The sequence below is a fragment of the Mycobacterium timonense genome (assembly GCF_025821985.1).
Classification (GTDB): domain Bacteria; phylum Actinomycetota; class Actinomycetes; order Mycobacteriales; family Mycobacteriaceae; genus Mycobacterium; species Mycobacterium avium.
The window spans coordinates 246,781-267,353 of the sequence record NZ_JACKSY010000066.1 but is presented as its reverse complement, the minus strand read 5'-3'; the positions used below and the strand labels follow the sequence as shown (position 1 = coordinate 267,353).

The 20,573-nt window shown below is 70.7% G+C and carries 23 protein-coding genes and 1 pseudogene; 11 read left to right on the top strand and 13 right to left on the bottom strand.

The window, feature by feature from the left end; genetic code table 11:
• Positions 1-69: 69 nt before the first annotated feature.
• The 4 genes from H7I87_RS17905 to H7I87_RS17890 form a co-directional block, all read right to left on the bottom strand.
• Entirely contained in the window at positions 70-468 is a 399-nt protein-coding gene (locus tag H7I87_RS17905) for a helix-turn-helix transcriptional regulator (protein WP_003872292.1), read from the bottom strand.
• 423 nt (positions 469-891) lie between these two features.
• Positions 892-1,425, bottom strand: a complete 534-nt coding sequence (locus tag H7I87_RS17900) for a hypothetical protein (protein WP_003872293.1) — start codon at positions 1,423-1,425, stop codon at positions 892-894.
• Between the two features lie 157 nt (positions 1,426-1,582).
• Positions 1,583-2,206 carry a superoxide dismutase gene (locus H7I87_RS17895; RefSeq protein WP_003872294.1) on the bottom strand — a complete coding sequence of 208 codons (624 nt, stop codon included), beginning with the start codon at positions 2,204-2,206 and terminating at the stop codon, positions 1,583-1,585.
• A 160-nt stretch (positions 2,207-2,366) separates the two neighbouring features.
• Entirely contained in the window at positions 2,367-2,522 is a 156-nt protein-coding gene (locus H7I87_RS17890; RefSeq protein ID WP_003872295.1) for a hypothetical protein, read from the bottom strand.
• Between the two features lie 424 nt (positions 2,523-2,946).
• Between H7I87_RS17890 and H7I87_RS17885 the strand changes: the two genes are divergently transcribed.
• Together H7I87_RS17885 and H7I87_RS17880 are read left to right on the top strand one after the other, a co-directional pair.
• A complete protein-coding gene (locus H7I87_RS17885; protein ID WP_180896998.1) occupies positions 2,947-3,954 on the top strand; it encodes a DUF4328 domain-containing protein in 1,008 nt (335 codons plus the stop codon).
• A 4-nt stretch (positions 3,955-3,958) separates the two neighbouring features.
• The gene (locus H7I87_RS17880; protein ID WP_009974423.1) at positions 3,959-4,777 is read left to right on the top strand and encodes a glycerophosphodiester phosphodiesterase; all 819 of its coding nucleotides are present in this window, start codon (positions 3,959-3,961) and stop codon (positions 4,775-4,777) included.
• Here the strand turns inward: H7I87_RS17880 and H7I87_RS17875 are convergent.
• Both H7I87_RS17875 and H7I87_RS17870 read right to left on the bottom strand, forming a co-directional pair.
• Positions 4,774-5,727 (bottom strand): LCP family protein, encoded by a 954-nt coding sequence (locus H7I87_RS17875; RefSeq protein ID WP_063966947.1) that lies wholly within the window; start codon positions 5,725-5,727, stop codon positions 4,774-4,776. The two genes, H7I87_RS17880 and H7I87_RS17875, sit on opposite strands and share 4 nt — an antisense overlap.
• Before the next feature lie 287 nt (positions 5,728-6,014).
• Positions 6,015-6,809, bottom strand: coding sequence for a DUF2470 domain-containing protein (locus H7I87_RS17870; RefSeq protein ID WP_033719217.1), 795 nt, complete (start codon positions 6,807-6,809; stop codon positions 6,015-6,017).
• A 90-nt stretch (positions 6,810-6,899) separates the two neighbouring features.
• Here H7I87_RS17870 and pheA point away from each other — a divergent pair, with 90 nt between their 5' ends.
• A complete protein-coding gene (pheA, locus tag H7I87_RS17865) occupies positions 6,900-7,847 on the top strand; it encodes a prephenate dehydratase (protein ID WP_003872300.1) in 948 nt (315 codons plus the stop codon).
• Positions 7,844-8,539, top strand: coding sequence for a histidine phosphatase family protein (locus tag H7I87_RS17860; protein WP_003872301.1), 696 nt, complete (start codon positions 7,844-7,846; stop codon positions 8,537-8,539). The genes pheA and H7I87_RS17860 overlap by 4 nt, the downstream gene beginning before the upstream one ends.
• A 9-nt stretch (positions 8,540-8,548) precedes the next feature.
• Here H7I87_RS17860 and H7I87_RS17855 read toward each other — a convergent pair whose 3' ends face one another.
• The 3 genes from H7I87_RS17855 to H7I87_RS17845 are packed head-to-tail and all read right to left on the bottom strand — an operon-like array spanning position 8,549 to position 10,512.
• Positions 8,549-8,740, bottom strand: a complete 192-nt coding sequence (locus H7I87_RS17855; RefSeq protein ID WP_003872302.1) for a hypothetical protein — start codon at positions 8,738-8,740, stop codon at positions 8,549-8,551.
• Positions 8,741-8,794: 54 nt separating this feature from the next.
• Positions 8,795-9,145, bottom strand: a complete 351-nt coding sequence (locus H7I87_RS17850) for a metallopeptidase family protein (protein ID WP_033719216.1) — start codon at positions 9,143-9,145, stop codon at positions 8,795-8,797.
• 5 nt (positions 9,146-9,150) lie between these two features.
• Positions 9,151-10,512: a septum formation family protein gene (locus H7I87_RS17845; protein WP_033719215.1), complete on the bottom strand. Its 1,362-nt coding sequence runs from the start codon at positions 10,510-10,512 to the stop codon at positions 9,151-9,153.
• Positions 10,513-10,621: 109 nt separating this feature from the next.
• On the opposite strand from H7I87_RS17845, the gene serS reads away from it, so the two are divergent.
• Positions 10,622-11,899: a serine--tRNA ligase gene (gene serS, locus H7I87_RS17840; RefSeq protein WP_033719214.1), complete on the top strand. Its 1,278-nt coding sequence runs from the start codon at positions 10,622-10,624 to the stop codon at positions 11,897-11,899.
• Here the strand turns inward: serS and H7I87_RS17835 are convergent.
• Positions 11,856-12,645: pseudogene (locus tag H7I87_RS17835) on the bottom strand (AraC family transcriptional regulator); the annotation flags it as partial. The gene serS and the pseudogene H7I87_RS17835 overlap by 44 nt on opposite strands.
• A 78-nt stretch (positions 12,646-12,723) precedes the next feature.
• Between H7I87_RS17835 and H7I87_RS17830 the strand changes: the two are divergent.
• Positions 12,724-13,296: a class I SAM-dependent methyltransferase gene (locus H7I87_RS17830; RefSeq protein WP_033719331.1), complete on the top strand. Its 573-nt coding sequence runs from the start codon at positions 12,724-12,726 to the stop codon at positions 13,294-13,296.
• Here the strand turns inward: H7I87_RS17830 and H7I87_RS17825 are convergent.
• A complete protein-coding gene (locus H7I87_RS17825; RefSeq protein WP_003872309.1) occupies positions 13,293-13,778 on the bottom strand; it encodes a DUF2834 domain-containing protein in 486 nt (161 codons plus the stop codon). The genes H7I87_RS17830 and H7I87_RS17825 overlap by 4 nt on opposite strands.
• Positions 13,779-13,847: 69 nt before the next feature.
• Here H7I87_RS17825 and H7I87_RS17820 point away from each other — a divergent pair, with 69 nt between their 5' ends.
• Positions 13,848-14,486, top strand: coding sequence for a TetR/AcrR family transcriptional regulator (locus H7I87_RS17820; RefSeq protein ID WP_033719212.1), 639 nt, complete (start codon positions 13,848-13,850; stop codon positions 14,484-14,486).
• A 48-nt stretch (positions 14,487-14,534) separates the two neighbouring features.
• Positions 14,535-16,109, top strand: coding sequence for a phytoene desaturase family protein (locus H7I87_RS17815; RefSeq protein ID WP_033719211.1), 1,575 nt, complete (start codon positions 14,535-14,537; stop codon positions 16,107-16,109).
• A 1-nt stretch (position 16,110) separates the two neighbouring features.
• On the opposite strand, the gene H7I87_RS17810 is transcribed toward H7I87_RS17815, so the two are convergent.
• On the bottom strand, positions 16,111-16,446 hold the full coding sequence (locus H7I87_RS17810; protein ID WP_033719210.1) for a hypothetical protein: 336 nt from the start codon (positions 16,444-16,446) through the stop codon (positions 16,111-16,113).
• Positions 16,443-17,981, bottom strand: a complete 1,539-nt coding sequence (locus tag H7I87_RS17805) for an MBL fold metallo-hydrolase (RefSeq protein WP_019733413.1) — start codon at positions 17,979-17,981, stop codon at positions 16,443-16,445. Before H7I87_RS17805 ends, H7I87_RS17810 begins: the two co-directional genes overlap by 4 nt.
• A gap of 230 nt (positions 17,982-18,211) precedes the next feature.
• Between H7I87_RS17805 and H7I87_RS17800 the strand changes: the two genes are divergently transcribed.
• The 3 genes from H7I87_RS17800 to H7I87_RS17790 are packed head-to-tail and all read left to right on the top strand — an operon-like array spanning position 18,212 to position 20,564.
• On the top strand, positions 18,212-18,979 hold the full coding sequence (locus H7I87_RS17800; protein ID WP_003872315.1) for a lysophospholipid acyltransferase family protein: 768 nt from the start codon (positions 18,212-18,214) through the stop codon (positions 18,977-18,979).
• Between the two features lie 6 nt (positions 18,980-18,985).
• Positions 18,986-19,765 carry a lysophospholipid acyltransferase family protein gene (locus tag H7I87_RS17795; RefSeq protein ID WP_033726471.1) on the top strand — a complete coding sequence of 260 codons (780 nt, stop codon included), beginning with the start codon at positions 18,986-18,988 and terminating at the stop codon, positions 19,763-19,765.
• Between the two features lie 13 nt (positions 19,766-19,778).
• On the top strand, positions 19,779-20,564 hold the full coding sequence (locus H7I87_RS17790) for a lysophospholipid acyltransferase family protein (RefSeq protein ID WP_009974442.1): 786 nt from the start codon (positions 19,779-19,781) through the stop codon (positions 20,562-20,564).
• Positions 20,565-20,573: the final 9 nt, after the last annotated feature.

The window sequence follows — 20,573 nt, the reverse complement described above, 5'->3', positions numbered from 1 at the left end:
TAATGGGAATGGGCGGGCGGCAGCCCGCCAGGGCAGGCCGGGACGGGCGCTGCCGGGCCGGGGTGGGCGTCAGGCGTCCAAGTGCTCCGCGCGACGCAGCTCGTTGACCCGATCCATGACCTCGCGCTGGGCCTCGGGCGAGAGCTCGGCGGTGCGCATCGCGATGCGGCGCACGTTGTCATCGCGCGACATGGCCAGCCAGGACAGTTCCGCATCGAGCTTTTCGTAGTACTCGTCGTCGGTGAAGTAGGCCGGCTTGATGCGGAAGAAGTTGGCCAGCGCGGCCATGGTGGCCGACGACGGGTTGGTGCGGTTGCCCGAACGCAGCTGGGACAGGTAGGGAGCCGACATCGTGATGCCCTCCGCCTTGAGCGCCGCGATCACTTCCGCGGAGGTGTGCGGACCCCGTCCGGGCGGATACACCGTGTCGAACAGGCGGTTCAGGCGAGCAGCGAATGTCGTGCTCATGGATATGACCTCCACAGGGCTGTAGAAGTTAACTGTTACCTAGGTGTATTTGCTGATCATGGTAGCGAGGCTTGGTAACGGTAACCAGGTGCAAACCCATGGCGATTCCCGAGCCGCATAGCTGACGCCCACCAACTCCCCACTCAACGAGCGTCTAACTGATTCGCTGGGGTGTCCACTAAATCGCTGAAACTCACAGGTTATCCGCAGAATTGGACACCCGTCCCGAAGTGGCGGGCATCCGGCCCGTTGACGGTCGTGCTGATTACCGCGCCGGTGCTGGGCAATTGCGCCGCAACGAGCCGCGGAGCGGGGACGAACCCGGGGACCCTTTGCTGCCGAACGTAACCACGGGGCCGGTCAGCCCCGTCGCGCGGCGCCGCACGGGCCGTCGGGCATCGAAAAGGGGGAACGGCGCAGTCGCTAGGCGGCGAGCAGCATCGCCAGGATCGCGGTGTCCGGGTGGCTGATCGGGTCGACGCCCACCCGGCTCACCATCGAGGTGATGGTGCCGTCGGCCTCGGCTTCCACCCAGGCGGCCCGGTGTTCGAGCCCGAGGTAGGGCAGGCCGGGCAGCAACACGCATCCCGACGCCGCGCCCGTGCATTCGGGCAGCGACGGCATGGTTTCCGACGGCGGATGCAGCATCAGCAGGGCGGGGGGTTGGTGGTCGGCGAAATGGCCTGGCGGGATTGCTGATTCACCGAAAACGGTGCCTTCGGCCAGCACCAGGCCGACCGTGCCGGGCTCGGGTTCGTCGGGCAGTTCCTCGCGGGCGCCGAACACCGTTGTGGTGGAGAGCAATCCGGGCAACGACGCGACCCGGACCGCGACCATGAGCAGCTGCGCCCACTCCTTGGTGGAATCCGGCCAGCGTCCGGAGATCACGAACCCTTTCAGGGCACCACGAGAATGGAAGGGGGACACCCCGATAGGCCGATCCGACCCTGTTTCCATTTCGACCTCCGCGCGACGCCTCCGCTATGGAAATGACCACACTGGCAGCTCGAATAATCAAGCATGCCTGCGGTTTCGGCGGCTGGCAACACGACACGGCCGCGAAACGACGAGGGCGCCGCGCAGCGCGCGACGCCCCCGCCGATCGAGAGGAAAGTCAGCCGAAGATCAGGCCTTGGGCCTTGGAAGTGGCGGCGGCGTACCGCTTCTGCACGTCCGCCCAGTTGACCACGTTCCAGAACGCCTTGACGTAATCCGCCTTGACGTTCTTGTACTGCAGGTAGAACGCGTGCTCCCACATGTCGACCTGCAGCAGCGGGATGATGCCCAGCGGGACGTTGGCCTGCTGGTCGTAGAGCTGGAACGTCAGCAACCGGCTGCCCAAGGTGTCATAGCCCAGCACCGCCCAGCCGGAGCCCTGCAGGCCGTTGGCGGCGGCGCTGAATTGCGCCCGGAACTTGTCGAAGGACCCGAACGCGTCGTCGATCGCGGCGGCCAGCTCACCGGTGGGCTTGTCACCGCCGTCCGGCGACAGGTTCTTCCACCAGATCGAGTGGTTGACGTGGCCGCCCAGGTGGAAGGCGAGGTTCTTTTCGTTCAGGAAGATCGCAGCGTGGTCCTCGTTGGCGCGGGCCTCTTCGAGCTTGGCAAGAGCGTCGTTCACGCCTTTGACGTAGGTGGCGTGGTGCTTGGTGTGGTGGATCTCGTTGATCTGCCCCGAGATGTGCGGTTCCAACGCTGCATAGTCCCAGTCCAGGTCGGGCAGGGTGTATTCAGCCACGGCATTCCTTTCTTCGATTGTCGTCTTGACGCTCAGTCGCGCGGGCCACCTCGCGGCGGCCGGGCGTTATCAACCCTGCTCCATGACCGCGCGCACCGCAAGAACGACCCCGCTGAGCCGGAAGGCGGATACCCGCTCAGCGGTGTTTCAAGACAGAACTTCAAGACAAGACGATGAGGGCCAATACCGCCAGCAGCGCCAGTGCGATCAATCCGGCGCGCAGTGCCGCGACGCTGTAGCTGTGGTTCCACGCGGGCGAGCCGCCATACGACTTCGACGGGGCCGGTGATCCCGGACCGAACGAATGCGTGGCCATCAAACGCCTTTCACCCCCGGTCACCTCGCCAAGTGAGGTGAGTCACAAACACCTTTCGAGAACGCGATCATAGCGCTTTGTCACGAGGTTGCGAAATAAGCCGCTGACCTGCGGGTTGCCCGATAACGGCAGGTGCGCGGGCGGGCCGGGCCGAAGGTGCGGCGCCGGACCGGAGGTGGCGTCGACGGTCGTTAGCCGGCCAATCCATTTCGCTCGGTGGCAGGCTTGCGGCAACGCGACGGCGTGCATAAGAAACCGGGTGTTATCCACAGTGACACCGCGGTTAGCCGCCAGAGGCAGTAGCGATGCTTATCCATACCCCCTGGGGCGGTGTGGATAAACCTGTGGAAACTGTGGATAGTGTGCGGCGGTCGGCGGCGTTGCCCGGCCGGGCGGCGATCGTCGGCGGCGCTAGTCTGGTCCGGTGATCCAGGTGTGCTCTCAATGCGGCACCCGCTGGAATGTGCGCGACCGGCAGCGCGAGTGGTGCCCGCGCTGTCGGGGTGCTCTGATGGCGCCCCTGCCCGACGCCCCGCCGGCCGGTCCCGCGCGGGCTCCGGGGTGGCAGCGCACGCCGCCGCGGCTGCCGCCCGGCTACCGGTGGATAGCGGTGCGTCCCGGCGCGGCGCCGCCGCCGCGGCGCGGCCGTCGTCCCCTCGGGCCCACCCCCCGCTACGCGGTGATTCCGCGCTGGGGGCTGGCCGACCGCGTCGAGCCGCCGCCCGCCGTCGCCGCCGCGTCCGCGCACCCGGGACCGCCGGCGCAGCTGGTCCGCAGCACGTCCTTCGTCGGCGTGCTGGTGCTCGGCATCGCCGCCCTGGTCTACGTCGTGCGCTACCTGCTGCTGGTGATCAACCGCGACACTTTGCTGTACTCGTGGGTGGCGATCGGCGCCGACTGGCTCGGCGTGCTGGCCAGTGTGGGCGCGGTGGGGGCGGTGATCGCCTCCGGCGTGGCGCTGATCCGCTGGATGATCGCGCGGCGCGCCGCGGTGTTCGCCCACCACGGCCTGCCCGACCCGCGCTCGGCGCGGGCGTTGTGGGCCGGCTGCGTGGTGCCGCTGGCCAACCTGCTGTGGGCGCCGGTGTTCGTGATCGAGCTGGCCCTGCTGGACGAGCACTACCACCGGCTCAAGGGGCCCATTCTGCAGTGGTGGATCACCTGGGTGTGCAGCTACGCGGTGTCCGTCTCGGCCATCGCGACCAGCTTCGTCACCGACGCCCAGGGCATCGCCAACAACACCATCCTGATGGTGTTCGGGTATCTGTTCGCCGCCGCCACCCTGGCCGCGGCCACCCGCATTTTCGAGGGATTCCAGCGCAAACCCGTGGCGCGGCCCGCGCACCGCTGGGTGATGGTTCCCGACGACGGTCCGCCCCCGCCGGCGCCGGGCGCCCCGGTTGAGTTCAAGGGCCAGGAACCGGCAGCATAGGGGTATGACGTGGGCCGACGAGGTGCTCGCCGGGCATCCCTTTGTCGTTGCCCACCGCGGCGCGTCGGCCGCCCGGCCCGAACACACCCTGGCCGCCTACGACCTCGCCCTCAAGGAGGGCGCCGACGGCGTGGAATGCGACGTGCGGCTGACCCGCGACGGCCACCTGGTGTGCGTGCACGACCGCCGGCTGGACCGGACCTCGACGGGGGCCGGGTTGGTCAGCACGATGACGCTGGCGCAGCTGCGTGAGCTCGAGTACGGGGCCTGGCACGACAGTTGGCGCGAGGACGGCGCGCACGGCGACACCAGTTTGCTGACGCTGGACGCGCTGGTGTCGCTGGTGCTGGATTGGCGCCGGCCGGTGAAGCTGTTCATCGAGACCAAGCACCCGGTCCGGTACGGCTCGCTGGTGGAGACCAAGCTGCTGGCGCTGCTGCACCGGTTCGGCATCGCCGCGCCCGCCTCCGCCGACCGGTCCCGCGCGGTGGTGATGTCGTTTTCGGCGTCGGCGGTGTGGCGGATCCGGCGGGCCGCGCCGCTGCTGCCCACCGTGCTGCTCGGCAAGACCGCCCGCTATCTGATCAGCGGGGCGCCGACGGCGGTCGGGGCGACCGCGGTGGGGCCGTCGCTGCCGACGCTGAGGGAGTATCCGCAGCTCGCCGACCGCGCCATCGCGCAGGGCCGGGCGGTCTACTGCTGGAACGTCGACGACTACCAGGACATCGACTTCTGCCGCGACGTCGGCGTGGCCTGGCTGGCCACACACCACCCGGGCCGCACCAAGGCGTGGCTGCAGGGCCACCGCGACGGCAACGGCTAGCTCGACGGCTGCTGTTCGTCCGTGCTGCCGGCCGGCAGCTGCCCGTCGGAGGACAACGCGTCGAACAGCCGGGCCGCCCGCGCGTGGTCCCACACCACCACCGAGCCGGCGTCGCCGCTGCTGAACTCGCCGATCGGGACCGTCACCGTGGCGGGGGAGCCGTGCAGCGCCCAGCCGAGCCGGGCCAGGTCCCAGGCGTGGTCGGCGCGGTCCACGGTCAGCGCGTCGGCGACCGCGCGCGGCGCCGCGTACCAGCGCCACGGGTTGAGCCAGACCGCGGGGCTGGCCGCACGGTGCAGCAGCGCCGCGACGAACTGCCGTTGATTGACCATCCGGTCCAGATCGGCGCGCGGGGTGTCGCGGCTGCGCACGTAGCCCAGCGCGTTGCGGCCGTCCAGCGTCTGGCAGCCGGCCGGCAGGTCGAGGCCGGCCAGCGGGTCGTGCATCGGCGCCTGCGGGCACACCCTCACCCCGCCCAGCGCATCCACCAGGGCGGCGAACCCGCCGAACCCGATCTCGGCGTAGTGCGCGACGCGCAGCCCGGTGGCCTGCTCCACCGTGCGGACCAGCAGAGTCGCCCCGCCCATGGCGAACGCGGCGTTGATCTTGTCCTTGCCGTGCTCGGGGATCGGCACGTAGGAGTCGCGCGGTATCGACACCATCGTCGGCGCCACGCCAGACCCCACCCCGGGAAGGTGGACCAGCAGGATGGTGTCGGTGCGGCCGTCGCCGATGTCACCGCCGGTGGCCAGCTGCTGTTGCTGCTCGGCGCTCAGACCCTGGCGGCTGTCCGAGCCGACGATCAGCCAGTTGCTGCCGCGGCCCGGCTCGGGACGGCCCGGGTAGTCGGCGAGCACCGGCTCGCGGTGCAGCTTGGTGTCGAACCAGGCCACCCCGGCGCCCAGGCCGACGCCGGCCAGCAGCAGCACCACCAGCAGGGCCGAGGCCACCGCCCGGACCCAGCGGCGCTTGCGCCGGGGGCGTGCCGGGCGTATGGCTGATGCGGGTGGCGCGGGCCGTGCGGGTGGGGCGGGCGGGGGCCGGTGCAGCGGCTGGGTGGGCGCGTGCGGCGAGGGCGCCGGACCGCCGGGCCGGGGGATCACCGGCGACGGCTCGGGGCCGGGTTGACGCGGCGGGCCCTGACGGCCCGGCCGCCGGCCCCGCGGGGGGAAGTCGCCGTTCACCCGGCCAACCTACGTGGCCGGGGCCGCCCCGCGCGGGGACGACGCCGTCCGGGTCAGCCGCGGGCCCGCAACCCGTTGATGAACGGGCAGCCCATCAGTACCCGGATGGCCTGGCTCAGCCCGGTCATGTCGTCCACCGGTTTGTGGAAGGGCAGTCGCACGTCGTGGTCGCGGTCGTTGCCCTCGACCCGGAACCGCACCCCGTAACGGTCCAGCCCGAGCGGTCGCACCTGTCCGCGCCGCAACGGCGCGGGCAGCCGGGACACCAGCCGGGACACCACGTCGCCGTGGGCGGTGTCCAGATGCCACAGCAGGTCGGACTCGAGCGCGCAGAACGGGTCGGGCCGGGCCGCGAGCAGATCCGCCACGTCGACCGGCTCGGCGCCGGTCGCGTCGGTGACCACCACGGACGCGATCTCCAGCCGCCGCAACACATACCGCGGCTCCGTCCCGTCCGCGCGGCGCGGGGTGTCGACGCCCAGCAGGGCGGGGTGGGGGCATTCGGCGGCGATGACGTCGAGCGTTTCGAGGATCTGCGCCGGGTCGACCTCGTGCAGCCGCCCGCGCACCCAGACCAGCGACCGGACCGGCTCGCGCAGCGGCAGCGGCGCATAGTCGGTCAGCTCGAGCAGCGCCGGCGCCCCCGCGACGGGCCGCAGCCGGTGTTCCCGCTCGACCGGCAGCGCCAGGGCGAAGGAGCCGGCAAACGGGCCGGCGCCGATGAGGTGATGGACGGGAGTGGGAACCGGGTCGTCGTGTTCGATCGCCAGCAGCGCGCCGCCGGCGCGGACGCACGCGCTGCGGATCCGTTCGGCAGTGGTCGGGGCGGGGCAGGTCTGCGGTAACACGATTCTCCTTTGCTTAGGTAAGCCTAAGTTAACTTACCGCGTGTGGCGTGGCAAGAGTCTTCCCGCCGGCCCGCCGCTAGGGTTGGGTCCGTGGCCCGCATCGCTTACCTCGGTCCGGAAGGGACCTTCACCGAGGCGGCGCTGCGGCAGATCACCGCCGCCGGTCTGGTCCCCGGACAGGGGGCGGACGGTGTGCGGCCCACGCCGGTCGACGGCACGCCCGCGGCGCTGGACGCGGTGCGCGACGGCGCCGCCGACTACGCGTGCGTGCCGATCGAGAACTCCATCGACGGCTCGGTGACGCCCACCCTGGACAGCCTCGCGATCGGCTCGCCGCTGCAGGTGTTCGCGGAGACGACGCTGGACGTGGCGTTCAGCATCGTGGTCAAGCCGGGACTGTCCGCCGCCGACGTGCGGACCCTGGCGGCCATCGGGGTGGCCGCCGCCCAGGTGCGCCAGTGGGTGGCCGCCAACCTGGCCGGCGCGCAGCTGCGCCCGGCCTATTCCAACGCCGACGCGGCCCAGCAGGTGGCCGAGGGGCGCGCCGACGCCGCGGTGACCTCCCCGCTGGCCGCCGCCCGCTGGGGGTTGGACACCCTGGCCGACGGCGTCGTCGACGAACCCAACGCCCGCACCCGCTTCGTCCTGGTCGGGCCGCCCGCGCCGCCGCCGGCCCGCACCGGCGCCGACCGGACCTCGGTGGTGCTGCGCATCGACAACGCGCCGGGCGCCCTGCTGGCCGCGCTCGCCGAGTTCGGCATCCGCGGCATCGACTTGACCCGCATCGAATCCCGGCCCACCAGAACGGGTTTGGGCATCTACCGGTTCTTCGCCGATTGCGTGGGCCACATCGACGACGAACCCGTCGCCGAGGCGCTCAAGGCGCTGCACCGCCGCTGTGCCGACGTGCGCTACCTGGGTTCGTGGCCCACCGGCACCCCCGCGGGGGCGCTGCCGCCGTCGACGGAGGAAGCGGTGCGCTGGCTGGCGGCGGTGCGGGACGGCAAACCCGAACCCCCCGGGGAGTCGCGGCGGTGAGCGGCCGGTTGATCCTGGTGCGGCACGGCCAGTCGTACGGAAACGTCGAGCGCCGCCTCGACACCCGGCCGCCCGGCGCCGAGCTCACGCCGCTGGGCCGCGACCAGGCCCGCGAGTTCGCCCGCCGGTCGGGCCGGCCGGCCATGCTCGCGCACTCGGTGGCCACCCGGGCCTCGCAGACCGCGGCGGTGATCGGCGGGCAGCTGGCGCTGCCGCCCGTCGAGCTGGGCGGCATCCACGAGGTGCAGGTCGGGCGGCTGGAAAACCGCAACGACGACGAGGCGGTCGCGGAGTTCAACGCCATCTACGAGCGGTGGCACCGCGGCGAGCTCGAGGTGCCGCTGCCCGGCGGCGAAACCGGCAGCGAGGTGCTGGACCGCTACCTGCCGGTGCTCACCGAGCTGCGGCTGCGCTACCTGGACGACCACGATTTCCACGGCGACATCGTGGTCGTCAGCCACGGCGCGGCGATCCGGCTGGCGGCCGCCGTGCTGGCCGGCGTCGAGGCCGACTTCGCGCTGGACCACCACCTCGACAACGCCCAGTCGGTGGCGCTGACTCCGATCACCGACGGGCGGTGGAGCTGCGTGCGCTGGGGCACGCTGACGCCGCCGTTCTACCCCGAGGCCGCCGAGATCCCCGCCACCCCGGTGGCCGACGCGGTGCGCTCCACCACCGACCCGATGGGCTGAGCCCGCCGATCACACAGCGAGCGCGATGACTTCGGTGCAGGCGCAGCCGACTGCGTCGCAGTCGATGACGAAGGCGTGCGGCATCAATTCGGGCGTGAAGCAGTCCGGCTCGGTGCATTCGGACCGGTGCAACGCATGGCGAATGATGGTGCCGTGACAGTGATCCAAGCCTGCCCGGCAGTCGCGGCAGTCTGTGCTCATAGGTGAGTTCATAGCACCGCGGGCCGACAAATCCGGGATGCCGCGCCCGGGGTGTCAGGCCCAACCCAACTGATGCAGCCGCTCGTCGTCGATGCCGAAGTGGTGGGCGATCTCGTGGATCACCGTGACCGCGACCTCCTCGATCACCTGCTGCTCGGATTCGCACACGTCCAGCAGCGCCGTCCGGTAGATGGTGATGGCGTCCGGCAGCGCGCCGGAGTAGTCGGAGTCGCGTTCGGTCAGCGCCACGCCCTCGTACAGCCCGAGCAGGTCGGGCTCCTCGGGGTGGCGGTCGTCGACCAGGACGACGACGTTGTCCATGGCCGCGGCCAGCTCGGGCGGGATCAGGTCGAGGGCGTCGGAGACCAGTTCGTCGAACCGCTGCGGATCCATCCGCACGGGCACGGCGGCTAGCCTGCCGGCGGGGGCCCGCCCGGCGGGGCCTCCGGCGCGGGCGGGGGAGGCGGAGGGGGCGCCGCGGGCGGCGGAGCCGGCGCGGGCGGGGCCTCGGGTGCCGGGTTGGCCGGGGGCGGGGCGCCGTTGTCGACCGGCGGCGGCGGGGCCTGCGGGGGCTGGGTCACCACCGGCTGCTGGCCGGGCAGGTGCTGGTTGTTCGGCGGCATCTCCGGGGCGGCGGCGGAGCCGGACTGGGTCGACGGCGACTGCGCCGGAGCCTGCAACGGGATGGGCGGCATCGACAGCCGCTCCTCGGGAATATCGGGCGGCGGCACCGGGGGCTGGCCGTTGATCAGCAGCTGCCCCTTGGCGCTGTTCAGCAGCGTGGCCCAGCCGCCGTTGCCCAGCGTCGCGCCGATGCTGCAGGCCACCTCGCGGCTGCCGGCCGTCCAGCTGGCCAGCGGCACGGTGGGGTAGATCAGCGTCAGCGTGGTGGTGCGCAGCTTGACCGGCGCCAGGTACGCGTCGGTCATCTTGGTGCAAGAGTCCTTGATGAAGGCGTCCTGGTCCGGCTCGGCGGGCAGCGCGCCGGGGAACTTCTCGGCCAGGTTGACCGTGCCGGTCACCTCCATCGCGTGCGGGGCCGCGCAGTCCACCGGCACATCGGTGGGCTGGTTGGTCGCCGAGTCGATGCCCAGGCAGGTGCCGGCCGGCCAGATCTTGGACTGGTCGACGTCGGCGACCTTGCCCTTGAACACCTGCTGCTGGTTGTTTGCGCCGGGCAGTTGCAGGCCGCACAGCATGCGGCGGTCCCCACCCTGGCGCCAGGCCCGGTCGCCGGGCCACAGCAGGCTGACGGTGAACTTGCTGTTCGGGTCGAACTTGGGGCCCAGGTAGTTGCGGACGGCGGCCTCGCACTGTTCCTGGGTGATCTGCTGGATGCGGGCCGGGGTCGGCGGCGCGGCGTTGGGCCCGTACTCCGAGCCGGGGAAGGTGCGCATGTCGATGGATTCGGCGACCTCGAACTTGTGGTCGTCGCCGCAGTTGACGATCTTCGCCGACTCCGGGGTGGTGTCGGGCCACATCAGGCATTCCCCGCTGGCGGCCCGGTTGAAGGCGGCGTCGCTCTTGGCGCCGGTGCTGCGCACCGGGCTGGCGTCCAGCAGCCGGCCGGACCCGGTTCCGCCGACCGGGATCGCGGTGACCAGCCCGGCGATCAGCAGGCCGCCGAGCGCGGTCAGCAGCAGCGCGCGCCGGGTCGCGCGGGCCTGCAGGCTGCGCGGCCACAGGAAGGCCGAGGCGGCGGCCGTCTCGACCGCGGGGGCTTCCCCGGCTTCCGGAAGGTCCTTCTCGGGCGCTTGCGACATCGGCTCCATTCTGACAGCAGCGCCGCAGCGCCGTTACAAAAGTTACTGATGTGAGTCCTGAGGCTCCCGCGGGGTGCTGCGCCGGTCGGCCGGACCGGGTGAAAGTAGGCTTCGGGCCGTGATCGACCTGAAGCTGCTCCGGGAAGACCCCGACGCCGTGCGCCGCTCCCAACAAAGCCGCGGCGAAGACCCGTCGCTGGTGGACGCCCTGCTGGCCGCCGACGCCGCCCGCCGGGCCGCCATCTCGACCGCCGACACGCTGCGCGCCGAACAGAAGTCGGCCAGCAAGAGCGTCGGCGCCGCCTCGCCCGAGCAGCGCCCGACCCTGCTGGCCCGCGCCAAGGAGCTGGCCGAGCAGGTCAAGGCCGCCGAAACCGCCCAGGCCGAGGCCGAGGCGGCGTTCACCGCCGCGCACCTGGCAATCTCGAACGTCGTCATCGACGGCGTCCCCGCCGGCGGCGAGGACGACTTCGCCGTGCTGGACGTCGTCGGGGAGCCAACGGCGCTGGAAAACCCCCGCGACCACCTGGAACTGGGCGAGTCGCTGGGCCTGATCGACATGGCCCGCGGGGCCAAGGTGTCCGGTTCGCGGTTCTACTTCCTGACCGGCAAGGGCGCGCTGCTGCAGCTCGGCCTGCTGCAGCTGGCGCTGCGCCTGGCCGTCGAGAACGGCTTCGTGCCGATGATCCCGCCGGTGCTGGTGCGCCCGGAGGTGATGGCCGGCACCGGATTCCTGGGCGCGCACGCCGAGGAGGTCTACCGGATCGAGGCCGACGACCTCTATCTGGTGGGCACCTCCGAGGTGCCGCTGGCCGGCTACCACGCCGACGAGATCCTGGACCTGTCCGCCGGCCCGCTGCGCTACGCGGGCTGGTCGTCGTGCTTTCGCCGCGAGGCCGGCAGCTACGGCAAGGACACCCGCGGCGTCATCCGGGTGCACCAGTTCGACAAGGTCGAGGGCTTCGTCTACTGCACGCCCGCCGACGCCGAGGCCGAACACCAGCGGCTGCTGGGCTGGCAGCGCGAGATGCTGGCCCGCATCGAGGTGCCCTACCGGGTGATCGACGTGGCCGCGGGCGATCTCGGCTCGTCGGCGGCGCGCAAGTTCGACTGCGAGGCGTGGGTGCCCACCCAGCAGACCTACCGCGAGCTGACGTCGACGTCGAACTGCACCACCTTCCAGGCGCGCCGGCTGTCCACCCGCTACCGCGACGGCGGGGACGCCAAGGGCAAGCCGCAGATCGCGGCCACCCTGAACGGCACGCTGGGCACCACCCGCTGGCTGGTGGCGATCCTGGAAAACCACCAACGGCCCGACGGCAGCGTGCGGGTTCCCGAGGCGCTGGTGCCGTTCGTCGGCACCGAGCTGCTCGAGCCCGTCGGCCCGCGCGGCTAGGACGGGCAGGGGGCGAGCCGGCCCGGGGTGTGCCCGAACGCGCGCCGGTAGGTGTCGATGAACGTACTCGGTGTGGCCCAACCGCATTCGGCCGCCACCGAGGTGACGTCGCGCCGCTCGGCCAGCAGCACCAGGGCGTGTTGCAGGCGGACCTGGGTGCGCCACTGCGGGAACGTCATGGCCAGCTCGTCGCGGAACAGCCGGCTCAGGGTGCGCTGGCCGACCCCGATGCGCTCGCCGATCTGGCGCAGCGTCAACGGCTCGCGCAGGTTGTCGGCGATCAGCGCGCAGGCGGCGCGCAGCCGGCCGTCCACGGCGGTGGGAATCCACAGCGGTTCGGCGACGCTGGTCGCCTGCAACTGGTCGTGCAGCACCGCCAGCATCCGGTGGTGCGCGCCGGCGTCGGTGTCCCGCGCCCGCGAACACGCGATGATCAGCTCGCGCATCAGCGGAGTCACCGCCAGCACCGCGGGGGCGGCCGGGCCGCGGCGGTAGCGGGCGGGGTCCAGCGCGACGCCGTGAAAGTTGGTGTGGCCGTGGAACTTGTGCTCGTGCCAGCAGCCCGCCGGGATCCAGATGGCGCGGTTGGCCGGGGTGATCCAGGTGCCCGCCGGCGTGGTCACCGACACCGCGCCCGTGGACGGATACACGATCTGGTGCAGCGGATGCCGGTGCCGTGCGATCCGCGCCCCCGGCGGCAGCGTCTGCGCCGAGGTCGCCAGCCCGTGCTGGCCGATTTCCGACATATCGAGGCAGGATATCGGAAGCCCGCAGCATTGCGTCCGCCTAACGTCGAGATCGACCGACAGAAAGGCGTGATCGCGATGGCGATGAATCTCTTGCACCGGCACCGGTGCAGCTCGGCCGGCTGGGCGAAGGAGGTGGCCGACGAGCTGCTGCCCTGGGCGCTGGACGGTGTCGAATTGGGTTCCCGCACTTTGGAAATCGGCCCCGGCTACGGTGCGACGCTGAGCGCCCTGCTGGATCGCACCGCTTCGCTGACCGCGGTCGAACTCGACCCGGTGATGGCCGATCGGCTGCAGCGCCGCTACGGCGACCGGGCCCGCGTCATCCAGGCCAGCGGCACCGAAACAGGTTTGCCCGCAAACCATTTCACCTCGGTGGTGTGCTTCACCATGCTGCACCACGTGCCCAGCCCGCAGTTGCAGGACCAGCTGTTCGCCGAGGCGTTGCGGGTGCTGCAACCCGGTGGGACGTTCGCCGGCAGCGACGGCGTGCCGTCGTGGGCGTTTCGCCTGCTGCACGTCGCCGATACCTACAACCCGATCGCGCCGAAGGACCTGCCGGGCCGGCTGGCGTCCGCGGGCTTCGCCGACATCCACGCCGACGCCCGGGGTGGCCGGCAGCGCTGGCGGGCCGTCAAACCGATCGACTAGGCGGGCACCGTCTCGCGGGCCTGCTCGTGCCGGCGCTGGCGTTCCATCGTCGCGAAGTAGAAGGCGAACGCGAACGCGAAGCTGGTGAACAGGCTGGACACGAAGTACAGCCAGGGCCGGCGCAACCCGCGGCGGTAGCCGTCCACGATGGTGAACAGCGGCAGCAGCACCACGTTCGCGATCGTGTAGTCCTGGCTGGCCGAGCTGGCGGCCGGGTTGGTGAACATCAGCCGGATGTATTCGGCCCAGCTGCCGTGCTCGCCCCACAGCGGGTTGGTCGATCCGTGCGAATACTGCTGCACGAAGGTGATGTTGAAGTACCAGCCGAGCGCGACCGAGGCGATGCCGACGAGGTAGTACACGACCTCCATCGGCGAGAACAGCGGACCGCCGGCCGGGCGGGCGAACACCTTCGCGTTCGAGGCGACGATCCAGGCGATGACGGAGAACCCGAGAACTGCGTGCACGAGAAGCGAGACCATGCGCGCAGTCTGACCCCGGCCGTGAAGTTTTGTCAATATTGTCAAAAGGTTTCTTGGTACCTTACTGCCATGGTCAGGCCGGCGCAGACGGCGCGCAGCGAGCGCACCCGGGAGGCGTTGCGCCAGGCCGCGCTGGTGCGATTTTTGGCCCAGGGCGTGGAGGACACCTCGGCCGAACAGATCGCCGCCGACGCCGGGGTGTCGCTGCGCACGTTCTACCGCCACTTCCGCTCCAAGCACGATCTGCTGTTCGCCGATTACACCGGGCTGCACTGGTTTCGGGCCGCGCTGGACGCCCGCCCGGCCGACGAGCCCATCATCGACTCGGTGCAGGCCGCCATCTTCTCCTTCCCCTACGACGTGGATGCGGTGACCAAGATCGCCGCGCTGCGCCACGAGGAGCTCGACCCGGGCCGCATCGTCCGCCACATCCGCGACGTGCAGGCCGACTTCGCCGAAGCCATTGCGGCGCAACTACAACGGCGCGGCGGCGGCGCCGGCGCGCCGACGGCCGACCAGCGGGTGCGCGCCGCGGTGACCGCGCGCTGCATTGCGGCCGCGGTGTTCGGCGCGATGGAGGTGTGGATGGTCGGCGACGAACGATCGCTCGGCGAACTCGCGCGGCTGTGCCACGCGGCGCTGGAGTCGCTGCGCGCGGGGATCACCGACTCCTGGACCACCGCCGCCGCGCCCCAAGTTTCGTCATAATTGACAAAACTTGGGGCGTCGTGCGAGCCTCCTTGCGGAGGTCGGGACATGAATGACTACGACGCGATCGTCATCGGCGCGGGCCACAACGGGCTGACCGCCGCGGTGCTGCTGCAGAAGGCCGGGCTGCGCACCCTGTGCCTGGACGCCAAGCTCTACGCCGGCGGGATGGCCTCCACCGTGGAGCTTTTCGACGGCTACCGGTTCGAGATCGCCGGGTCGGTGCAGTTCCCGACCTCGCAGGCGGTGGTCGACGAGCTGGGCCTGGACACCATCCCGACGATCGATTTGGACGTCATGTCGGTGGCGGTGCGCGGTGTCGGGGACGATCCGCTGGTCCAATACAGCGACCCAGTCAAGCTGTTCACCCACCTCAACGAGGTGCACGGGGCCGACGCCGTCAACGGGATGGCCGGCCTGATGGCGTGGGCCCAGGCCCCGACCCGCGCGCTGGGCCGGTTCGAGGCCGGCACGCCGCCCAAGAGTCTCGACGAGATGTATGCCTGCGCCACAAACGAATTCGAGCGCTCGGCGATCGACGACATGCTGTTCGGGTCGGTCACCGACATCCTGGACCGCTACCTGCCCGACCGCGAGAAGCACGGCGCCCTGCGCGGCTCGATGACCGTGCTGGCCGTCAACACGCTCTATCGCGGCCCGGCCACCCCGGGCAGCGCCGCGGCGCTGGCGTTCGGCCTCGGCGTGCCGGACGGCGACACCATGCAGATGAAGAAGCTGCGCGGCGGCATCGGCGCGCTTACCTCGCACCTGTGCGACGTGCTGGAGCGCCACGGCGGCGAACTTCGGTTGCGCACCAAGGTGACCGAGATCCTGGTCGAGCACGCCGGGTCCGGGGGACGGGTGACCGGGGTGCGCACCGAGTCGGGCGAGACGCTGAGCGCCCCGATCGTCGTCTCCGGCATCGCGCCGGACGTCACGCTCAACGAGCTGCTCGATCCGGCCGCGCTGCCCGCCGACCTGCGGGCGCGCTATGCGCGCATCGACCACCGCGGCAGCTACCTGCAGATGCATTTCGCGCTGCAGGAGGCGCCGGTGTTCGCCGCGCCGTACCAGGTGCTCAACGAGCCGGCCATGCAGGCCTCGATCGGCCTGTTCTGCACGCCCGAGGAGGTGCAGCAGCAGTGGGAGCAGGCCCGGCGCGGCGTCGTTCCGGCCGACCCGACCGTCGTGCTGCAGATCCCCTCGCAGAACGATCCGGGCCTGGCGCCGGAGGGCAAGCATGCCGCCTCGGCGTTCGCGTTGTGGTTCCCGATCGAGGGCGAGGTGGACTACGGCCAGGCGAAAATCGAGATGGGGCAACGGGTGATCGACAAGATCACCCGGCTGGCACCGAATTTCGAGGACAGCATCATCCGGCACACCACCTTCACGCCCCGGCACATGGGCGTCATGTTCGGCGCCCCCGGCGGCGACTACTGCCATGGCCTGCTGAACGCGAACCAGGTCGGGCCCAACCGGCCCGGTCCGCGGGGCTTCCTCGGCCAGCCGATCCCGATCGACGGCCTGTATCTGGGCAGCGCGGGCTGCCACGGCGGTCCGGGCATCACCTTCATCCCCGGCTACAACGCGGCCCGGCAGGCGCTGGCCGACCGCAGCGGCTGAGTCAGCAGCCGCGCCGGGCGAGCAATTCGTCCAGCAGGGCGGTGAACTCGTCGGGCCGCGCCGGCGTGAAGGCCGGGGCGGGCCGGGTGCCCGGCACGTCCAGCGTGATCAACGTCGACTTGAACGGCCGGCCGATGTCCAGCGGAAGCCAGCGGCGCAGATCTGAGCTGCCCCAGACCCGGAACCGGTGCATGAAGATGCCCAGCGGCTCGGCTTTGTACCCGCGGATCGCGTCCAGCGCGATCACCTTGGACGTGCCCGACGGAAAGTGGTAGCGGCGCAACGTGATCGCCGCCCGGTCCAGCTGGACCAGGCCGTCGTCGTAGGTCTCGTTCACGCCCGCGAACTCCGCAGCTGGTGCCCCTTCGCGGTCAGGCAGCGCCCGTCGTCCAGCCGCCACTGCCACCCGTGCAGGTTGCAGGTCAACGTGTTGCCCTCTACCACACCGAATTTCGAAAGATCGGCCTTCAGGTGGGGGCAGCGGCGCTGAATCTCCCAGCCGTCCAACGTGATCGACGCCGAGTTGTCGTGGGTTTCGGCGAACCAGCCGTCGGCGTAGGCGATTCGTTCGTCGGTCAGGCATTTGAAGAAGGTGTACAGGTATTCGTTGTAGCCGCCGACGCGCCAGGCCTTGAACCGGGTGGACAGGAAGATGGTGTTGACCCAGTCCGGCTCCCGATCGCGCAGCACGGTGCGCACCAGCTCCGGTGCTATGGCAAAGCCGTAGCGGACCTTCTCGTCCGGAATCGGTTCTCGTACCGTGCGTTTCGGGAAATCCAGGATCACGCGCTCGGGCCCGAGCACCAGCTCCACCGGGTAGCCGATGCCGTCGCAGATCTCGTCGCTTTGCGACATGATCGGTTCGAACAGGGCGCGCAGCGGCTCAAGCAGCGGCTCCCCGGTGGCCGGCGCCCAGCCGGCCCGCTCGGCGGCGATCACCGGCGCCATCCGCTCGGCGTAGGCGGCGATGTAGTCGGCCTTGCCGGTGGTGAAGATGGCCTCCACCTCGGCGGTGGGCAGCGGATGATGCAGCGAGTTCAGGGTGGATCCGCTGAAGTCGGCGGTCGAGCCGGGGATCATCAGCAGGCCGCCGCCTTGCCCGTGGGCGCGCATCTGCTCCAAAAACACCATCTGGTCGGGGAAGATGTTGGCCGGGTCGCCGTGGTCGTCGTTGAGGTGGCGCAACTCCGGATCCAAGAAGCAGGGCGGCCCGGCCGAGGGCACCACCCACGTCGCCCCCACCTGGGCGAGGTACTGGCGGGCGCGGTCCATCTGGCGCTGCCGCTTCTGGATGCCGAACGACTCCTTGGCGCGGGCCGGCATGTCGTAGACCATCGGATACCAGATGGCCCCGGAGTACTGCAGCAGGTGCACGTCGATGTGCCCGAATTCCGACGCCAGCACGTCGAGTTCCACCGGCCGGGCATCGTTCATGTTGAAAAGCGTTGTGCTGCCATCGGATACGACCAGCGCTGAATCGCCGATCGGGCCGTCGGCGGGGGCGCGCAGGGCGATGATCATCACGTCGAGGCCGCCGACTCGGTGCTTGACCGAGTCGGCCGTCTCGAAGAACCGGTGAAACCCGAGCTCCTGCAACGCGTTTCGCAGATCCGGCACCGGAAACTCCGGCAGCAGCACCACCGCGTCCTTATTGACGTGCTCGGCCAGGTTCTTGGCGTCGAAGTGGTCCTTGTGCAGGTGCGACACGTAGAGGTAGTCGCAATCGCCCAGCTGGTCCCAGTCCAGGGTGCTGTTGTCCGGGAACGGGAACCAGGACGCGAAGTAGGCGGGATTGACCCAGGGGTCGCACAGGATGCTGCCCGCCTGGGTCCGGATCAGAAATCCGGCGTGGCCTACGCTGGTGACCTGCACAAATACCTTCCGGGGGACGTCGGGCCTGCCGAGGGGTGTACGGCGTCTGCGCCCCCGAGCCTAGCGCGCGGCGACGTCCCGGTCCTCGTCGTCGGCCTGCCACAACCGCCGGTAGCAGCCGTCGGGCTCGACGCCGCCCAGCTGATCGACCCGCACGGACGGCAAGTCAGCGGTCGGCTCTTTCCGGCGTTTAAGGCGGCTCACGGTCGGGCGCACTAGGCTGGACGGCTGTGGAACCGGTGTACGGGACTGTCATACAGCTTGCCCGCCTGATCTGGCGCGTCCAGGGCCTGAAGATCACGATCACGGGCGTGGAGAACCTGCCGAAGAGCGGCGGTGCCGTCATCGCCATCAACCACACCGGCTACCTGGACTTCACCTTCGCGGGTCTGCCCGCCTACAAGCAGGGCCTTGGCCGCAAGGTGCGGTTCATGGCCAAGCAGGAGGTCTTCGACCACAAGATCACCGGACCCATCATGCGCAGCCTGCGCCACATCTCGGTGAACCGCCAGGACGGGGCCGCCTCCTACGAGGCGGCGGTGCGCAACCTCAAAGACGGCGAGCTGGTCGGCGTTTACCCCGAGGCCACCATCAGCCGCAGCTTCGAGATCAAGGAGTTCAAGTCCGGTGCGGCCCGGATGGCCGTCGAGGCCGGGGTGCCGATCGTCCCGCACATCGTCTGGGGCGCCCAGCGCATCTGGACCAAGGACCACCCCAAGAAGCTGTGGCGGCCCAAGGTGCCGATCATCGTGCTGGTCGGCGAGCCCATCCAGCCGACCCTGGGCGTCGAGGAGCTCAAGGGGCTGCTGCACTCGCGGATGCAGCACCTGCTGGAACGCGCGCAGGAGATGTACGGCCCCCACCCGGCCGGGGAGTTCTGGGTGCCGCACCGGCTGGGCGGCGGCGCCCCGTCGCTGGCCGAAGCGGCCCGGTTGGACGCCGAGGAGGCGGCCGCGCGGGCGGCGCGCCGGGGACAGTCCGCAGGGGCGCCGGAGTAGTGATCGATGGTGGAGCCGACCTTCCGCGCCCTCGAGCTCCTGGCTGCGCTGGCGGTGAAGGCCACCGGCACCGAGATCACCTACCACGGTGAGGAGAACATCCCCGAGCGCGGCGGCGCCGTGGTGGCGATCAACCACACCAGCTACGTCGACTTCCTGCCCGCCGGGCTGGCCGTGCATCGCCGGGGGCGACGCCTGCGGTTCATGATCAAGGCCGAGATGCAGCAGGTGAAGGTGGTCAACTTCCTGATCAAGCACACCCGCACCATCCCGGTGGACCGCGGCGCCGGCGCCGGCGCCTACGCGGTGGCCGTGCAGCGGCTGCGCGAGGGCGAGTTGGTGGGCGTCTACCCGGAGGCCACCATCAGCCGCAGCTTCGAGCTCAAGGAGTTCAAGACCGGCGCGGCCCGGATGGCCATCGACGCCGACGTGCCGATCATCCCGCTGATCGTCTGGGGCGCGCACCGGATCTGGACCAAGGACCATCCACGTACACTGGGCCGGGCCAAGATACCGATCACCGTGCAGGTAGGCGCGCCGTTGCGGGCGCGCGAGGACATCGCGCAGACCGACGCCGCGCTGCGCGACGCGATGACCACGCTGCTGCACCAGGCGCAGCAGCATTACCCGATGCAGCCCGGGGCGTACTGGGTGCCGCGCCGGCTGGGCGGCACGGCGCCGACGCCGGCGGAGGCGGCCCGGATGGAGGCAGACGAGGCGGCGGCCCGAGCGGCCGCAGCAGCGGCGAAGAAGGCCGCGAACCGGGCCGGGCGTCCGGGCCGGTAGCGAAGGAGAAGAGATGGCCGAGGGGTTCTACCGGCTGGGGGAGTGGGTTGTTCCGCCGCTGGTCGCGATGCAGGGAACCAAGTTCACCTACCAGGGTTTGGAGAACATTCCCGCCCACGGCGGCGCCCTGCTCGCCCAGAACCACACCAGCTACCTGGACTGGCTGCCGACGCTGATGGCGGTGCGGGAGCGGCACCGCCGCGCCTACTTCATGATCAAGGCCGAGATGGCCGACGTGAAGGCGGTCAATTACGTCATCAAGCACGCCCGGCTGATCCCGGTGGACCGCAGGTCGGGACACGACGCGTTCGACGTGGCCGTGCAGCGCATGCGCGAGGGTGAGCTGATCGGCATGCATCCCGAGGCCACCATCAGCCGCAGCTTCGAACTGCGCGAGTTCAAGACCGGCGCGGCGCGCATGGCGCTGGCCGCGCAGGTGCCCATCGTCCCGATCATCGTGTGGGGCGCCCACCGGATCTGGCCGAAGGACCACCCGAAGAAGGTGTTCCGCAACAAGGTGCCGATCACCGTGGCGGCCGGGCGGCCGCTGCCGCCGCGGGGCACCCCCGAGCAGCTCAACGCGGCGCTGCGGGAGGCGATGAACGCCCTGCTGTACCGGGTGCAGGAGGAGTACCCGCACCCCAAGGACGAGTTCTGGGTGCCGCGGCGGCTGGGCGGCGGCGCGCCCACCCAGGAGGACTCCCGGGCGCTGCGGCTCTCCGAGCTGCAGGAGCGGATGCGCAAGTACGGCACCGACGGCGTCACCCGGCCGGGACAGCGCCAGAGCGGACTGCATTGAGCGCCGGCC